The sequence below is a fragment of the Escherichia sp. MAL-1 genome (assembly GCF_052948035.1).
In genome coordinates, this window is the sequence record NZ_CM129609.1 from 807,369 (window position 1) to 823,360 (window position 15,992).

Annotated in this window: 18 protein-coding genes and 1 pseudogene; 16 read left to right on the forward strand and 3 right to left on the reverse strand. The window is 58.3% G+C overall.

Features of this window, described 5'->3' with window-relative positions; genetic code table 11:
• Positions 1 to 5: 5 nt before the first annotated feature.
• Genes ACU8XX_RS03975 through ACU8XX_RS03995 form a run of 5 tightly spaced genes read left to right on the forward strand, consistent with a single transcriptional unit; the run spans position 6 to position 4,441 of the window.
• On the forward strand, positions 6 to 527 hold the full coding sequence (locus ACU8XX_RS03975; RefSeq protein ID WP_003029708.1) for an integrating conjugative element protein: 522 nt from the start codon (positions 6 to 8) through the stop codon (positions 525 to 527).
• Positions 527 to 1,099 (forward strand): restriction endonuclease, encoded by a 573-nt coding sequence (locus tag ACU8XX_RS03980; protein ID WP_058684971.1) that lies wholly within the window; start codon positions 527 to 529, stop codon positions 1,097 to 1,099. The genes ACU8XX_RS03975 and ACU8XX_RS03980 overlap by 1 nt, the downstream gene beginning before the upstream one ends.
• A 10-nt stretch (positions 1,100 to 1,109) precedes the next feature.
• The gene (locus ACU8XX_RS03985; protein ID WP_003029713.1) at positions 1,110 to 1,598 is read left to right on the forward strand and encodes a hypothetical protein; all 489 of its coding nucleotides are present in this window, start codon (positions 1,110 to 1,112) and stop codon (positions 1,596 to 1,598) included.
• Entirely contained in the window at positions 1,591 to 3,690 is a 2,100-nt protein-coding gene (gene traD, locus ACU8XX_RS03990) for a type IV conjugative transfer system coupling protein TraD (protein ID WP_003029716.1), read from the forward strand. The genes ACU8XX_RS03985 and traD overlap by 8 nt, the downstream gene beginning before the upstream one ends.
• Complete coding sequence (locus ACU8XX_RS03995) at positions 3,683 to 4,441, forward strand: TIGR03747 family integrating conjugative element membrane protein (RefSeq protein ID WP_003029719.1); 759 nt, start codon at positions 3,683 to 3,685, stop codon at positions 4,439 to 4,441. The genes traD and ACU8XX_RS03995 overlap by 8 nt, the downstream gene beginning before the upstream one ends.
• Positions 4,442 to 4,703: 262 nt before the next feature.
• On the opposite strand, the pseudogene ACU8XX_RS04000 reads toward ACU8XX_RS03995, so the two are convergent.
• The 3 genes and pseudogenes from ACU8XX_RS04000 to ACU8XX_RS04010 all read right to left on the reverse strand — a co-directional run bounded on the left by ACU8XX_RS04000 (position 4,704) and on the right by ACU8XX_RS04010 (position 7,278).
• Positions 4,704 to 5,658 (reverse strand): annotated as a pseudogene (locus ACU8XX_RS04000) (IS110 family transposase).
• 106 nt (positions 5,659 to 5,764) lie between these two features.
• Positions 5,765 to 6,733, reverse strand: a complete 969-nt coding sequence (locus ACU8XX_RS04005) for a threonine ammonia-lyase (RefSeq protein WP_003029727.1) — start codon at positions 6,731 to 6,733, stop codon at positions 5,765 to 5,767.
• Between the two features lie 197 nt (positions 6,734 to 6,930).
• On the reverse strand, positions 6,931 to 7,278 hold the full coding sequence (locus tag ACU8XX_RS04010) for an FxLYD domain-containing protein (RefSeq protein WP_003029729.1): 348 nt from the start codon (positions 7,276 to 7,278) through the stop codon (positions 6,931 to 6,933).
• Between the two features lie 185 nt (positions 7,279 to 7,463).
• Between ACU8XX_RS04010 and ACU8XX_RS04015 the strand changes: the two genes are divergently transcribed.
• The 11 genes from ACU8XX_RS04015 (at position 7,464) to ACU8XX_RS04065 (ending at position 15,962) form a co-directional block, all read left to right on the forward strand.
• Complete coding sequence (locus ACU8XX_RS04015; RefSeq protein WP_058684972.1) at positions 7,464 to 7,811, forward strand: integrative conjugative element protein, RAQPRD family; 348 nt, start codon at positions 7,464 to 7,466, stop codon at positions 7,809 to 7,811.
• The gene (locus ACU8XX_RS04020; RefSeq protein ID WP_003029734.1) at positions 7,811 to 8,053 is read left to right on the forward strand and encodes a TIGR03758 family integrating conjugative element protein; all 243 of its coding nucleotides are present in this window, start codon (positions 7,811 to 7,813) and stop codon (positions 8,051 to 8,053) included. Before ACU8XX_RS04015 ends, ACU8XX_RS04020 begins: the two co-directional genes overlap by 1 nt.
• A gap of 35 nt (positions 8,054 to 8,088) precedes the next feature.
• Positions 8,089 to 8,475: a TIGR03745 family integrating conjugative element membrane protein gene (locus tag ACU8XX_RS04025; RefSeq protein WP_102981636.1), complete on the forward strand. Its 387-nt coding sequence runs from the start codon at positions 8,089 to 8,091 to the stop codon at positions 8,473 to 8,475.
• Positions 8,476 to 8,487: 12 nt separating this feature from the next.
• Positions 8,488 to 8,844, forward strand: coding sequence for a TIGR03750 family conjugal transfer protein (locus tag ACU8XX_RS04030; protein ID WP_004115534.1), 357 nt, complete (start codon positions 8,488 to 8,490; stop codon positions 8,842 to 8,844).
• On the forward strand, positions 8,841 to 9,500 hold the full coding sequence (locus ACU8XX_RS04035) for a PFL_4703 family integrating conjugative element protein (protein WP_004115533.1): 660 nt from the start codon (positions 8,841 to 8,843) through the stop codon (positions 9,498 to 9,500). Before ACU8XX_RS04030 ends, ACU8XX_RS04035 begins: the two co-directional genes overlap by 4 nt.
• On the forward strand, positions 9,500 to 10,450 hold the full coding sequence (locus ACU8XX_RS04040; protein ID WP_058684973.1) for a TIGR03749 family integrating conjugative element protein: 951 nt from the start codon (positions 9,500 to 9,502) through the stop codon (positions 10,448 to 10,450). The genes ACU8XX_RS04035 and ACU8XX_RS04040 overlap by 1 nt, the downstream gene beginning before the upstream one ends.
• The gene (locus ACU8XX_RS04045) at positions 10,440 to 11,942 is read left to right on the forward strand and encodes a TIGR03752 family integrating conjugative element protein (protein ID WP_003029746.1); all 1,503 of its coding nucleotides are present in this window, start codon (positions 10,440 to 10,442) and stop codon (positions 11,940 to 11,942) included. The genes ACU8XX_RS04040 and ACU8XX_RS04045 overlap by 11 nt, the downstream gene beginning before the upstream one ends.
• An 87-nt stretch (positions 11,943 to 12,029) precedes the next feature.
• Positions 12,030 to 12,320 carry a hypothetical protein gene (locus ACU8XX_RS04050; RefSeq protein ID WP_003029748.1) on the forward strand — a complete coding sequence of 97 codons (291 nt, stop codon included), beginning with the start codon at positions 12,030 to 12,032 and terminating at the stop codon, positions 12,318 to 12,320.
• Positions 12,320 to 12,730 (forward strand): TIGR03751 family conjugal transfer lipoprotein, encoded by a 411-nt coding sequence (locus ACU8XX_RS04055; protein WP_003029750.1) that lies wholly within the window; start codon positions 12,320 to 12,322, stop codon positions 12,728 to 12,730. Before ACU8XX_RS04050 ends, ACU8XX_RS04055 begins: the two co-directional genes overlap by 1 nt.
• Positions 12,730 to 15,588 (forward strand): conjugative transfer ATPase, encoded by a 2,859-nt coding sequence (locus tag ACU8XX_RS04060; RefSeq protein WP_058684974.1) that lies wholly within the window; start codon positions 12,730 to 12,732, stop codon positions 15,586 to 15,588. Before ACU8XX_RS04055 ends, ACU8XX_RS04060 begins: the two co-directional genes overlap by 1 nt.
• Positions 15,585 to 15,962 (forward strand): hypothetical protein, encoded by a 378-nt coding sequence (locus ACU8XX_RS04065; RefSeq protein WP_003029753.1) that lies wholly within the window; start codon positions 15,585 to 15,587, stop codon positions 15,960 to 15,962. The genes ACU8XX_RS04060 and ACU8XX_RS04065 overlap by 4 nt, the downstream gene beginning before the upstream one ends.
• Positions 15,963 to 15,992 lie beyond the last annotated feature (30 nt).

Genomic DNA, 15,992 nt, shown 5'->3' on the forward strand with positions numbered 1-15,992 from the left:
CCCTGATGAAAACGCTGTCCTTACTGCTGTTTACCCTCCTTCCCCTGGCCGGCCATGCTGAACTGAACGTGATTGCTGATCTGGGCGGTCAGGATGCCGCCCCGTATTTTGAGGCCGTCAATAAACAGCCCGGCATGAGCACGGAAAACGACACCGCGCCTTCACCCCCGTCACCCGTTCTGCAGGGGGAAGCCGCCATGCTGCCGGTTTTCACGCCGGAGTTGCGCCCGGGAAACGTGGCTGACCGGCCGCTGCAGTTGCCCGGCATCGGGGCGTTGTTTCTGGTCGGGGATGATGCCCTGTCCCGTGAATGGCTGAAGGCCAATGCCGGCGCGCTGGCTGAACAGCATGCGGCCGGGATGATAGTCAACGTCACAGACATGGATACCGTGCGCGAGCTGCGCGAACTGGCACCCGGTGTCAAACTGGCCCCGGCTTCCGGTAGCGAGCTGGCCCGTCGCCTGCAGATTGCGCATTATCCGGTACTTATCAACGATACCGGCCTGACGCAGCAGGTCAGGCCGTAATGGTAGCGATACCGCTTAAAGGTCTGCTGACAGGGCACCCCGTGGGGATTGCCATGCTGGCCATCCTGTTCCTGGTGGTGATGGCCTTTCTGAACCTGCGCCGTCGGAAGAACGCCAGCACCCGCCGTCACCGGCGATACCGGGCAACGGCGGACCGGGTACTGAATAAGCTGACCCTCCTGCCGGGAGACGGGCAGCGTCTGACTTATCTGCGCAAAGTCAGTCCGTATGTCTTTGAAGAGCTGTTGCTGTCTGCCTTTGAACGCCAGGGGCTGACCGTGGTGCGCAATGCCTCTTACAGCGGTGACGGCGGCCTTGATGGTCAGGTCATCATCGACGGTGAGCACTGGCTTATCCAGGCCAAACGGTACAGCCGTGCTGTTTCCCCCGCACATGTTGAGGACTTTGACCGGCTTCTCCTGCAGTCCGGCCGCCGGGGGCTGTTTGTCCACACGGGCCGCACCGGAAAGATGAGCCGCAGCCTTCGTACGGCGTCACCGCGCCTGCGCATCATCAGCGGGCAACGCCTGCTGGCCATTCTCGCCGGGCAGGACATCCGGCAGTATCTCTGAGGAATCGCTTATGCACATCATCCTGAACAGCCTGCGTTACGCTTTGTGGCTTGTGTTCTGTTTATTCCGTCATGCCGTTTTCGTGCCTGCGGCTTTCGGCGGTGTCTGCCTGCTCGCCTGGCTTGTTTTCGGCCATCCGGTCAGTGACCTTAACGACCAGTTGCAGAAGGAGGCAACGGCATGGCGCACCGCGCCGCCCGGGCACTACATGTGGGAGGAATGCCCGGTGCCTGATAATGCGACTTCACCTGAGGCAAAGCCGGTAGCCTGCACCGTCACTGCCGTCTCCACAGAAACCGCGGCGGACAATTACCTGCTGTCATTGCGGGCCGTATGGTTCATTTTTTTCATTCTGTCGAATGTCGTGTGTGTGCTCTGGCGCTTACTGGCGAATGCCCTGTATTACCACTGTCTGCTCCGCAGGGAAGACGGTGCCGGAAAGGCCGCGTATATCCGCATGGCCGACGGTAAAATCATAAAGGAGGCAGCCGATGAGTAACCGTTACGTTATTGAAGCCCTGTTGCGTCCGGCCGTTGAGCTGAATACCGCCGTGGTGTCGGGCATGGCGGCGTATATCTGTGTCCAGGCACCCTGGGCTGTTGCCCTGGCACCTTCTGTCAGCTATGTCACTGCCGCCGGGTTTGCGGCGCTGGCTGTCACCCGCACCCATCAGGGGATGAAGATTATTCGCTATCGCCGGAATCTCCGCCGCCTGCCGCGCTATGTCATGAGCACTAAACAGATCCCCGTTAGCCATCGTCGCCTGTTTCTCGGCCGGGGGTTCCGCTGGACGCAGAAACACACCCAGCGCCTGCAGGATACGCTGCGCCCGGAGGTGGCCCGTTACCTGCAGCCAAACCGCTTTTACCTGGGGGCGCGTCAGCTCGAAATGATGACAGAGCACCGTCTGCCTTGGCTGAGCAAGCTGCTGAGTGCTGATACACCGCTGAACCCGGTGCGGCCGTTACCGCCGGTGGGCGGGAATCCGGCGCTGCACGGCATCGAGCCCGACGAAAAAGACGTCACCCTGGCCCTGGGGGAGCGCGTTGGCCATACGGTGGTTTATGGCACCACGCGCGTCGGTAAGACCCGGCTGGCCGAGCTGCTGGTCACCCAGGATATCCGGCGGGGTGAAGTCACCATCGTGTTTGATCCAAAAGGCGACGCAGACCTGATGAAACGCGTCTGGGCAGAGGCCCACCGGGCCGGGCGCGGGGATGAGCTGTATATCTTTCATCTCGGCTGGCCTGAAATTTCAGCCCGTTATAATGCCGTCGGGCGTTTTGGCCGCGTGTCAGAGGTGGCGTCCCGCGTGGCCGGTCAGCTGTCGGGTGAGGGGAACAGCGCGGCATTCCGCGAATTTGCCTGGCGGTTCGTCAATATCATTGCCCGTGCGCTGGTCGCCTTGGGGGAACGTCCTGACTACACGCTGATTATGCGTTATGTGAACAATATCGCCGATCTCTATATCCGCTATGCGGAGAAAATCATCCAGGCGCAGCTGCCGGCCCTGCAGACGCAGATTGAGAATAATCAGCAGGTGCTGGGAGAGGACGACGTGCCCCGTAACATGCAGGGGCAGCCGGATGCCTTACGTATCTGGGCCATTGAGGTTGCGCTGAGTTCAGAAGAAGGTAAGAAGCTCTATGATCCCATTCTCGACGGACTGCGTTCAGCGGTACGTTATGACCGTACTTACTTTGACAAAATTGTGGCGTCCCTGCTGCCGCTGCTGGAAAAACTGACCACCGGCAAGACCGCTGAACTGCTGACTCCCGACTATCTCGATATGGATGACTCACGGCCCATATTTGACTGGGAGCAAATCATCCGTAAAAAAGCCGTGATCTATGTGGGACTCGATGCGCTCAGCGACAGTATGGTGGCAAGTGCCGTGGGCAATTCCATGTTCGCCGATCTGGTGAGCGTGGCCGGCCATATCTACAAACACGGTATCAATGCGGGCCTGCCGGGCGGGAAAGAAGGGAAGCCCCTGATTAACCTGCACTGCGATGAGTTTAACGAGCTGATGGGCGATGAGTTTATTCCTCTCATCAACAAAGGGGGCGGTGCCGGCATGCAGGTGACGGCCTATACCCAGACGTCTTCTGATATTGAGGCGCGCATTGGGAATGCGGCCAAGACGGCCCAGGTACAGGGTAACTTTAACAACCTGATTATGCTGCGCGTCAGGGAGAACCGCACCGCCGAGCTGCTGACCACGCAGCTGCCGCAGGTGGAGATTTACACCAAAACGCTGGTCTCCGGGCACCAGGACACGGCAGATGTCAATGCAGACCATGACTTTACTTCAAGCACCCAGGACCGCGTCGGGACGGTAAAAGTCCCGCTGCTGGAGCCGGCCGATATCGTGACGTTGCCAAAAGGGCAGGCGTTTGCCCTGCTGGAGGGCGGGCAGTTGTGGAAAATCCGCATGCCGCTGCCTGCCGGGGATGCTGATGATGTGCTGATGCCGGAAAGCATCGAGAAAATAGCGGAGGAGATGCGGCGCAGCTATCACAGCGGCGAATCCTGGTGGCGGGATGGTCCGGCCCTGAACGTGCCGGTCACAGGAGGGGAGAATGGCTGAGGTAAAACGTCCCCCGCAGCAGCAGACGCTGCCAGAGCACAAACACGGCATGCTGTATAACCTGCTCTGGGGCTGGCCATGGGCCCTGGTGGGCGTGGTGCTGTCCTCGCTGCTGCTGAGCCTGCTGATTGAATATATCGGCATCGCGTTCTTCCGGCCGGAAGCCGGGGCGGCGCACAGTGAAGCGGTCATGAATACCGAGCTGGGATGGCTGTCCACGGAGTTCACCCGGAGCTTGCTGTTGTCTGAGCCTTCCGTGACCGTCGTTCGATGGGTGACCACTGCCTATCAGTGGGCCTTTGTGGACAGTGGCTTCCTTGACCAGGTCCGGCAGCAGTATGCGCACCAGATGCACAGTGACAATGCCGTCACCCGGGAAATCAACAGCTGGAGCGGCTGGCTTGCCGGCTACCTGCGTGAATACCTGCTGGCCACGGTATGGATAAGCATTATCACCCTGGTACGCGTCACCATTCTGGTGCTGTCCGTGCCGCTGTTTGTGCTGGTCGTGGTGGTGGCGCTGGTTGAGGGGCTGGGGCGGCGTGATCTGCGGCGTTATGGGGCGGGGTATGAAAGTTCTTTTGTCTATCACCATGCCAGGAAGCTGCTCAAACCGGCCGCTGTGGTGCCCGCTATGCTGTACCTTTCCTGGCCCACTGCAGTCTACCCCAATCTGCTGTTGTTGCCGGCGGCTGTCCTGCTGGGTATCGCCGTGACCGTGACCACGGCTTCGTTCAAGAAGTATATATGAGCGCCTCCCGTTTGCCAGGCTTTGTACTTGATGACGGACAGGACGATTGCGACTATATATCCGGTCTTTATGCAGCTGCGAGAGCGGCTGCTGACCCTAATGAAATCCGCTGACCCACACCTCAATTATCTCTGCGAACATGGAGTTCGGTACTTCTTTCAGGCCTGATGAGTCCCGGTCTGACCTGTTCTGTCATTACATACACTGCCTGTGCAACCTGTTGATGTTCTGCTTATACATTGTGATTTCGTAATGAAAGTACTCAGTCAAGAGCAGCTTCCTTCCGATAGGGCCTGCCGTGCCCCAGCACAGCCCATATAATACGTGCCATTTTGTTGGACAGTGCCACGGAGACAACGTTGAGCGGTCGCCGTTTTATCATCTCTGTAACCCAGGGTCCCGGCTCACGGGCATTCTGTATGACGCTGTGCGCACCGTTGACCAGCAGTTTTCGCAGGTACTTGTTGCCCCGCTTGCTGATCCCCAGCAACTTTCCGCCCTGAACGGAAGGCGTCCGCATTACCCATTGAGGCAACCGCAGCAGTGGCAGTCAGGAAGCCCACGCCGGGAATGGCACTGATGGTTTTTACTCCGGGGTCATCTCTGCTCAGCTCGCGTATCCGCCGTTCAATATCAGCAATCCGGCCGTCCGTTCTTTCAACTTCACTCAGTTGTTCAGGCGGGCTGTCTATGAGTACTGCCGGTAAGCGTCCGGACAGGCGGGCAAGAATATCGGGAACATTTTTAATGAGGCTGGCATGCCCTGTACGCATCACCTCGCCATATTCAGCAAGTAAACCGTGTAAAGCGTTGGTCTGCATCAGCCGAAATATCAGTAACTGCGAACGTATACGGTGCAGGGCAAGCATGGCCTGTTGATCCTCCGTCTTCACCGCAACGGCTTTGCCCGGTTGCTGGACGGCTCGTCAGATTGCCTGAGCATCTGCCTTATCATTCTTGTTACGGATATTGAAGGCTTTGACGAATTCGCCCGGCATCAGTTTCACCTGATGGCCGAGCCTGCTTAACTACCGGGCCCAGTGATGTGCGCCGCCACAGGCTTCCATGCCAATTAGGCAGGGTGAACGATTGGTGAAAAACTCAATAAACTTCGCGCGCTTGATTGCCTTGTTAAAAATTTCGCCTGTATCTGTATTAACGAAGTGCACCTGCATCACGTTTTTGGCAATATCGACACCGACTGGCATAAGTTTCATTTTGGATTACTCCATATGAATTAGCGAGTAGGAAAATCTCTTATAAACAGCAACATAACAGGGATCAGATAAATATTTCACTGCTTGTAGTACGCTAGTGCATTACCTAAATAACATCTGTATTTTTCGCCCACTCATTCATCTCTCGTTGCGTAATGTTACCGCCACAAATGATGAGTCCAATGACTGCATTATCAGGCATTCCGGGTATAACTGAGATCACTGCAGGAATAAGTGTCCCGGCGGCCGGTTCGACCCACAGGCATGCTTTCTCGCCAAAAGAAAGCATGCCTTGTATGGCGTCGCTATCCGACACGGTGATGACCTTTTCAGTGTAGCGCTGCGCGTGTGCCAGCATGAGGCGGTCAATCACAGGGACGCCAAGGGTTGAAATGGCTGAGGTTATGTCCACATTCACGGGTTTTCCTGCCTTCAATGCCTGGTACATAGAATTAGCCCCCTCGGTTTCCACCCCCCATATACGAATATGTGGGTTACGGGATTTTAGTACTGTCGCGATGCCTGCCAGCATTGCACCGCCGCCCACTGCAACAAATACATCAGTCAATGAAGGGCAATCTTCAATAAGTTCCAGTGCCAGGGTTCCATATCCTTCGGCGACAAGTGTATCGCTACAGTCATCAATTATGTGGTATCCCTGCTCAGCAAGCGTGTTTGCCCGTTCAAACGCGGAACTGACATCTTCGTCAAGAATAACTGTGCTACCGGAATGGCGTATTTTCTCAATGGATGAGGCCGGGGCATTTTTTGGCATAATCACGGTCACGTTTAGATCCAGCGCTTTGGCTGCTTCTGCCACTGCGATACCAAAGTTACCGCCACTGACGGCAACGAAACGGTAATCTTTCAGATTACCGGAAAAAGCGGAAAGCAGATTCAGGACTCCCCTGGCTTTAAAAGAGCCGCCAGCCTGCAAATTCTCCAGTTTGAGAAACACCTTTCTTCCCAGCAGATCCGACAATCCAGGAGAACCAACTGTGGGGGTCCTGATAACTGAATTTTCAATCCTTTCGGCAGCTTTGATAATTGAAGACAAAGTAATGTAATTGGTCATCAGTATGTCTCTTATAGAAGTGGCTTGGTTCAAAGGGTTTGAGCAAAGAGCGGGACGAGGTTACCCCATTGGCCTGAGTAAGGAGGCGCTCATTTCATTATCTTTAAATCAGGGCTGGACGGAGGCGTGCAAAACTTGTTTTGCGCGCCTGCCGTCAGCAGACAAGCCATGAAACGACCGTTACTGGCGCGTCAGTGTCAGTTATTAAATACCGTCAGTTCTGTCACTTTGAAGCTGTCTGGCTTGTTGGTTATGCTGTCGTAGGGTGCCTGTAGCTTCCATTGCTGACCCGGCTCCAGATTTTGAGCCATCGATGCCGTATTTCCTATTACTGCCCCATTCTGAAGCAAGTTGAATTTGACAATTACAGTCTTCACAGGCCCACCTGACACGTTCGTTCCCGTGCCTTCAATTTGCTGCAAACCATTTGCTGCTGTGGCGAAATGCAGGTCTGAAAGTTGGACTTTGCCAGTACCGTCGGCCGCAAGAACAGGGCCGGTAATCAGTGCAGTGATTAACGTGGCCTTCTGAACAGTATTCATCATTTTCATTTTCCCTCTGTTTACCGTTGAGTTTTTCTTAATATCACAATGAACCTTTATTTACAGCTAAACCTGCCACCGGCACTGACCCGCAATTAATTTTGAAATTCCTGTTTAGGGTTTATCGCTGACCCGACGTTCCCTCTTCCGCATCCTGTCCGCACCCCTTAATCCTTCTGGAGGTGCGTATGAATTCAAATCGTCCGGCCATGCGGCGCAACAGCCGTGTCCCGGGCATCACCGGCCTGGTATTGCTGACTTTTCTGGCATCAGCTGCTGCACAGGCATCTGAGAAAGATGAGCTTGCGTCTGTTCAGCGTCAGCTGGACCAGGTTCAGGCGTCGCTTGAGCGGGCCCGCGTGGCGGCTGCACAGGCCGACCCGGCTGACCGTGGCCGCTTTTTCTTTGATTACCGTCAGGCCACATCCGATCTCAACACCATCCGCAGAGGCATTGACCGCTATCTGGAGCCCTCCCGCGCGCAACCGCGTGACCCGTCTTTTGTGGCCGGTAATTACCGGCGGGAGCGGCCCTGATGCCCATGACATCCGAACAAACGAACGCGTTTAAAGCCGGCTCCGGCAGTCTTGATGTGAACATCCTTCATCTGCTCTGCATCGGGGCACTGCTGGCGTTTCTTTTTTTATGGGCCGCGTGGGCGCTGTCGGATGTCTGGACCGGCTGGAGTAACACAAAAGTGCGGGACGCGGCCCTGGGGCGTTTTGCCGTCCGCACCGTGCTGCTGTTGCTTGTGTGTATCTGGATGTTTGCCAGTTAACCCGATTATGAACGTTAAGTCAGGAGAAGAATCCCATGCACCATTCTGAGTCTGTTGTTGCCCGCCTGCGCCGTCTTGGCAGCCGTGCGCTGACCCGCGCCGGTACGCTTGCCATTCTGGGCTGGCTCACCTGCAAACCGGCCTTTGCGGATTTGCCAAGCGTTGAAGCGCCGGAGTCCGGAGGCGGAAGCGGGCTGATGGGGCAGATCAAGGGCTATCTGCAGGACGGTGTGGTCATTGGTGGTCTGGTTGTGGCAGCCATCGCCTTCATCAACGTCGCGATTGCTGCTGTCCATACCTTCACTGAAGTACGCAATGAGCGGGCAACCTGGACCAAATTTGGCGCCATCATCGTGGTGGGTGTGGTTCTGCTGGTTGCCGTTATCTGGCTGCTGGGCAAGTCCGCAGAAATCATTCTGTAGGAGTTCACGACGATGCAGACCATTCGTTTTTTACCTGACCGTCTCAACAGTGAGCCCGTGGTGTTTCGCGGATTCACCACCCATGAGATGGGGCTGGCTGCCCTTGCCGGCGCGGGTGCGGGTCTGCTCCTGTCACTGCCGTTTATACCGCTTGCCGGCTGGGTTGTCGTTCCCACCGGTCTGCTGGTCATGCCGCTGCTGCTCGTCTGGTTCGGCGGTCGCTGGATGGCCAGGCTCAAGCGCGGCAAGCCCGAGAACTGGCTCTGGCAGCGACTGGAGACGAAAAAACGCCGGCTGGGGATGGGCAATCCGAAACTGATTGTGGATGCCCGGGGCTGGTCAGTGAAACGTAACAGGAGAGCCTCATGAGCCGTTTTCGCCATGCGGTAAAAGACCGTGACCAGCATATTCAGACGCTGCGCATCGCCTGCGCCGTGCTCGCCTTTTTTCTTTTATTCACCTGTGCCGGATGGATGCTGGCACCCAGCAAGCTGACCGTACATAACCCGCCGGATTTACGTACCGGCAGCACGCGCCCCTGGTGGGAAGTGCCTCCCCCGACAGTCTACTCCTTCGCGTTCTACATCTTTCAGCAGCTCAATGCCTGGCCGAAAAATGGCGAGGTGGACTATTCCGCCAAAATCAATGCGCTGTCGCCGTATCTGACGCCGTCCTGTCAGGATTTCCTGAAAGCGGATGCAAAGAAACGCGGTGACGCCGGGGAGCTCACCGACCGCGTGCGCGTGGTGTATGAAGTGCCCGGTCGCGGTTACCAGTCACAGAGCGTGACCGTACAGGATCGCGATCACTGGATTGCCCGCCTGGACGTGGTGGCTGATGAATATTTCCATGCCGAGCCGGTCAAACGCGCCCTGGTGCGTTACCCGCTGAAAGTGGTGCGCTGGGAAGGTGATGCGGAGCGCAACCCGTTTGGTCTGGCGCTGGACTGTTATGCCGGTGTGCCCCAGCGTCTGGAGGCGGCACCGCCTGCACCTAAACCGGAGAAGTCAGGAGTGTTTCAGTGATGAGTAAAAACCCCCACTACCGTGCCGGGCTGATGGCGCTGTCCTTCGCCCTGCTGCCCCTGGCAACACTGGTATCACGTCCTGCCGGCGCAGATGAGCTGATGAAATGGGAGCGTATTCCGCTGCAGATCCCCCTGAAGGTGGGGCAGGAGCGGGTGGTCTTTGTGGACAAAAACGTCCGCGTTGGTTTTCCGCCGGCGCTTAACGGTAAACTCCGTGTGCAGAGCACCGGGGGAGCCGTCTACCTGAAAGCCGACAGCGCCTTTCCGCAGACGCGGGTGCAGCTGCAGGATGTGGAAAGCGGCGAGGTTCTGCTGTTTGATATCGCCGCCGGTGAAAAAGGGCCGACTGAGCCGGTCCGGCTGGTCTACAGCGGTGATGTCAGCACGCTGAGCCAGGCGTCTGATGCGGCCGGTCAGCCAGGTGGTGCAGACCGGGCTGCTTCCGGATCAGGCTCATCGGTTCCCACCGGCAGCGATGATGGCACCCAGGCCAGGCGTAAAAAATTCCGCTACAGCGCCCCCATCCCGGTGCTGCTTACCCGCTATGCCGCCCAAAGCCTTTATGCTCCGGCACGTACGATCGAGGCGGTCCCGGGTATTCATCCGGTCAATCCTCATCTGCCCCGACGTGTCAGCACGCTGTATCCCTCTGAACCATTAACGGTCACGCCGCTGGCTGGCTGGGGCGTGGCAAACCGCAGCGTGGTGGCACTCAGGCTCACGAACACCGGCAGCCGTAAAGTCGTTCTGGATCCGCGTGCGCTGCAGGGACAGTTTGTGTCAGCCACCTTCCAGCACCGCTGGGTCGGTCCGGCCGGCACGCCGGAAGACACCACCACGGTGTATGTGGTGACCGCCGGTCGTCCGGTGAGCGCATTTATTGCTGAGCCGTCTGCGCTGCGTAAAGCGGCCCGTGCGGTAAAACAGGAGGCCCGCCATGCAGATTAAATCCAATGCCCTGGTGAAGTTTATCGTGCCGGCCGTGGTGATTGCCGGGCTGGCCGTGGGGCTCAAAAGCTGCAAAAACGAACCGGCAGAACAACCTCAGGCAAAACAAAGCGGCGGTGCCCTGAAAAACCTCTCGCCGGATGAACTGAAGGCGCTGGGGGTGGAAGGCGACACGCCGGAGGACACCCTGCGCACGCTCATCGGCCGGCTGAACGATGTGCGTGACCGTCAGAAAGCGCTGGATAAGCAGAACGCGGATTTGGTGAAAGAAAACGAACGGTTGCGCCGGCGCAATCAGGACGTATCAGGGCAGGTGAATGAGGCCGTTAATGGTCTGCGCGAGCAGTACGACAAACGTCAGGCTCAGCTTCAGAACGAACAACTGAGCCTGACGGCGAAAATCCAGGAGCTGACCGACAAACTCAAAAAGCCTGACAGCGAGAAAAAAACGGCGGACAGCGATATCCCGCTGGGGCTGGGCCTGGACGGCATGGGCAGCAGCACCGGGGGGAGCGCTTCTCAGGGCAGCGACGGCATGATGTGGGTCGCGCCGACGGACCAGAAAGAGACGGATCCGCGGGATGCGGCCAGCGGCAAAGCCTCACCTCAGTTCCCGACCTCTTTTCTGGGGGAAAATGAGCTGACCCGCCAGAAAGCCGCTTATGAGGAGAAAGTGAAGGGACGTACGAATGAAAAAGGGGCGGAAGAGAGCGCCGAGCCGGTTTACACGCTGCCGGAAAATTCCACGCTGGTCGGCAGCCGCGCCATGACGGCACTGCTTGGCCGTGTGCCCATCAACGGCACCGTGACCGACCCTTATCCGTTCAAGGTGCTTATCGGTAAGGATAACCTGACGGCGAATGGCATCGAGTTACCGGACGTCGAAGGGGCGATTGTTTCCGGGACGGCCAGCGGTGACTGGACGCTGTCCTGCGTGCGCGGGCAGGTTAACAGCGTCACCTTTGTCTTTTCCGACGGTACGGTGCGCACCCTCCCCAGACCAGACACCAGTAACAACGCCGGCGGGCAGAATAATAACGCTCAGGCTAAACAGGATACCGGCACCAGTGGCGGTATCGGCTGGATTTCGGATGAAAACGGGATCCCGTGCATTGGCGGCGAACGTAAGTCCAACGCCTCCACCTACCTGCCGACCATCTTTGGCCTGTCGGCTGCCGGTGCGGCGGGTGAAGCGATGAGCCAGGGGCAGTACACCACGCAGAATAACGTGAATGGCATTTCCGCCACCATGACCGGCGACGCCGGACAGGCGGCGCTGGGGAAAGCCATTTCCGGCGGCATGTCTGAAACCACGGACTGGATCAAACAACGCTACGGGATGACGTTTGATGCTATTTATGTGCCGCCGGGTGCCCGTCTCGCCGTGCATATCACCCGTCAGCTGGCCATTGATTATGAAGATAAGGGCCGTAAGGTGCGCTACGACTTCACCCTGCCGGGTGGCGTCAGCGACAACGGCGGACTGGACTGAGTACACGGCCATGGCGGGACAGATAACGTTTTCCCTCTTTCATCCGTGTGCCGGACGTTCAGCGACGGGGCAGGCTGGCATATTGACGTGATCCCTGCGTCTTCTGCTGTTCTGTTGCTACAACCCGTTGCGCTGTTGGCTGCCGGTGCACCTTTACTGCGCTGGCGCGATGACCAGCTTTTACTGGATATCGGCAGGTTCTCCCTGCCGCTCAGTGCCCGGGACTGTGCCGTTTCGTGGCGCAGCCCGAAAATCCCGCGCCGGCTTTACTGCCCGCGTATGACATTACGGGAGCCGGGGCACCTGCTGAATGTCAGTGCGTTCGTTTTTATCTGCGGCGGTTACGATCCGGCCGCCTCACAAAGGAGATACCGGTAATGTGCAGAACGGTTTTCATTCTGGCCCTGAGCTGTGTGATGCTCAGCGGCTGCTCAACCTCCAAAGAGGAAATGCTGCCGGCGGGCGATAACACCATGCTGGAACTGTGGAACGGTGCGGACGGTGGCGGCAGTACCTCCCGTCAGTCTGCGGCGGCCCGCGACACGCTGCGACGCCCGCTGACGGGCAGCGAAACGCAGGCGGACGCGCAGGCCGACCGCAGCTACAGCCGGACTCAGGAAAGCGAAATCACCCAGCAGTTTCCCCGGCTGCCCAACCCCGACATGGTGATGTACCTGTATCCCCATCTGGCCGACGGTAACACGCCGGTGCCAGGTTACAGCACCGTGTTCCCGTTCTACAGCCAGACGCAGTATGCCATGCCTGGCGAGCGCACGGAGGCCCTGTAATGCTTTCACTGTTTACGCGTAATAAATCCACCGACCGGCAGACGCCGGTTGATGACGACCAGTCCGTTCAGGCAGATGAAACCCTGACCGCGGCCGTGAAGGGCCGGCAACCCCTGAAGCGCCCCGGGAAAATGACGCGCCAGAATGAGGAGAAGGTTTATCACGCCAATCCGTCCATCATTGACTTTTTGCCCTGGGCAGAATTTCTCGATGAAGAGCAGTGTCTCCTGCTTGATGACGGCGTGTCGGTGGGGGCGGTTTATGATGTGACACCGGTGGCGACCGAAGGGCGAACCGAAGAGCGCCTGGAGCAGATCCGTGACTCGGTTGAGGATGCACTTCAGGACAGCTTTGATGAACATGACGTGAATCCCTGGGTCGTGCAGTTCTTCTGCCAGGACGAGGACGACACTGACGCGTACCTGGACAGGCTGCGCGGGTATGTCAAACCACATGCACAGCGCACGGCGTTTACCGACGCCTGGCTGGGTGAAATGGAGCGCCATATTCGCAGTATCTCCCGGCCTGAGGGACTTTTTACTGACTCGCTGATTACCGGCCAGCCCTGGCGCGGGCAGCAGCGCCGCACCCGGATGGTTGTTTATCGCTGGCTGGGGAAAAGCCGGGATCCGATGCCGCCGGTGGCGATGCTCAACCAGGTGTGCGACCGGGTCGTTAATGCCCTGGGCGGGGCGGGGATCCGCTGCACCCGACAGAATGGCCTGCAGGTGCATGGCTGGCTGCTGCGGCTGTTCAATCCGTCACCGGACTGGGTGGAGAAAACCACGCTCTATCGGCAGGCTGCTTACGCAGACCCGCGCGGGACGCCTGAAGACACCGTGCCGGTCAGCAATGATTTTGCCGAAACCCTGTGGTTCACGCCGCCGGTTTCAGACCCGGAAAACGGCGTGTGGTGGATTGACAACAAGCCGCACTGCGCGGTGGCGGTGGAAAAACTGCGCACGCCGCCGGAGCCGGGCACCCTGACCGGCGAGAAAAGCCGGGGTGAAAAGAAAATTAATGCCCTGATGGATATGTTTCCGGAAGGGACCATGGTGTGTATGACCGTGGTGGTACAGCCCCAGGACCGGCTTGAAGAGCAGTTTAACCGGCTGTCGAAAAATGCGGTCGGTGAGAATACCGAGTCGGGCCGCGTCCGCCAGGATGTGAAGACGGTAAAAGAGTATCTGGGCAACCGGCACAAGCTGTACCGGGCGGGGATCACCTTCCTGCTGCGCGGCGATGACATGACCAGCCTGAAGCGCAAGCGGCTGGAGCTGTCCACCGTGCTGCTCGGGGCCGGTCTGCAGCCGGTACGTCCGGAGTTTGAAGAAGGTCCGCTGAACAGCTGGCTGCGGGCGCTGCCGATGTGCTTTAACCCGGACAGCGACAAAAAACACTGGTTTACCCGTCTGACATGGGTTCAGCACCTGGCCGGTCTTCTGCCGGTGACCGGGCGGGAAACGGGTACAGGGCACCCCGGCTTCAGCTTTTTCAACCGCGGCGGGGATACCCTGACATTCGATCCGCTCAACAAGCTCGACCGCACCCAGAACGCGCATCTGCTGTTGTTCGGCCCGACCGGGGCGGGCAAGTCGGCCACGCTGTGTGCTGCGCTCTCCCAGCTGATGGCCGTCCACCGTCCGCGGCTGTTTATTGCGGAGGCCGGGAACTCGTTCGGCCTGCTGGCCGACTTTTTTGACAGCCTCGGGCTGACGGTGAACAAAATCAGCGTCAAACCCGGGAGCGGCGTCAGCCTGCCGCCATTTGCTGATGCTCACAAACTGGTGGAAGAAGGCCTGGCCGCCCAGGCCGTGGATGAGAGCGACCTGCCGGATATCGACACGGACGACGAGGGCGAGGATGACAAGCGTGACGTTCTCGGTGAAATGGAAATCTCCGCACGCATGATGATCACCGGCGGCGACCCGAAAGAAGAGGCCGACCTGAAGCGCGCTGACAGGGCGATGATACGTGAGGCGCTGCTGATGGCGGCGCATACCACTTATAAAGAAGGGCGGCAGATGCTGCCGTCTGACCTGCAGCAGGCGTTATATGCCATTGCCTCTGACAACGATGAGGGTGTCATCAATGTCCGCAATGCCCAGCGCAAGGCGAAAGCGGCGGAAATGGCGGAATCCCTGGGCATGTTTACCCAGGCCGGCAGCTTTGAGGCGGAGCTGTTCAACCGCGAAGGGGAGCTGTGGCCGGAAGCGGACGTGACGCTGGTCGACCTGGGGCATCTGGCGCGTGAAGGCTACGAGGCGCAGATGGCCCTGACCATGGTCTCGATGACCAACATGATTAACAACATCGCGGAGCGTGACCAGTTTCTGGGCCGGGATATTGTCTTCACGGTGGATGAGGCACATATCGTGACGGTCAACCCGCTGCTGTCGCCCTACATGACGAAGGTGGTCAAGATGTGGCGTAAGCTCGGTGCCTGGCTGTGGCTGGCCACCCAGAACCTTAAAGATTACCCGGATATTGCCGAAAAAATGCTGAACATGGCGGAATGGTGGATTTGTCTGACCATGCCTCCGGAAGAGGTCAAAGATATCAGCCGCTTCCGCGCGCTCACGCCGGAGCAGGAATCGGTGCTGCTTTCCGCCAGTAAACTGTCGGGCTGTTATACGGAAGGCGTGGTGCTGGCGAAACGGATCGAAGCGCTGTTTCGTGCCGTGCCGCCCAGTCTCTTCCTGGCACTGGGCATGACGGAAAAAGAAGAGAAAGCCGAACGCCGTGCGCTGATGAATGAATTTCACTGCAGCGAACTGGAAGCGGCAAAACGCGTCGCGCAGAATCTGGACCGTCTGCGCGGTCTGACGGAGAAACAACAGGAGCCTGCCACGGTATGATGACACTGAAGTACCCTGAACCCGCCATTCATGAGCACAGTGGCGGCGCGCTTTTCACCCTGTCGCCTCAGGGGGAGCCCGGCGTGCTCCCGGCGACACATCAGCACCTGGTGAGGCTGCGGGCAATGCTCAGGCAGTGCCTGACCGGGCCGGTCAAAATGACCTGTCACCCGCATCGGGTGGGACTCAGCAGCAGCGTGGCCATCTATCTTGAGGGAAAGATGAAGCAGGCGGTAAACATCCTCATCACCGTGACGGGGCAGACAAGCTGGCCGCAGGAAGAGGAGTATGCGCATCCGCGCTGGTATATTACGGTGCCGGATTCGGCCGATCTGGTGTATCTGATGCTGTGGATTAACGGACTAGAAGTGTAACTCCAGACTTGCCTTCACCAGGGGCATGAT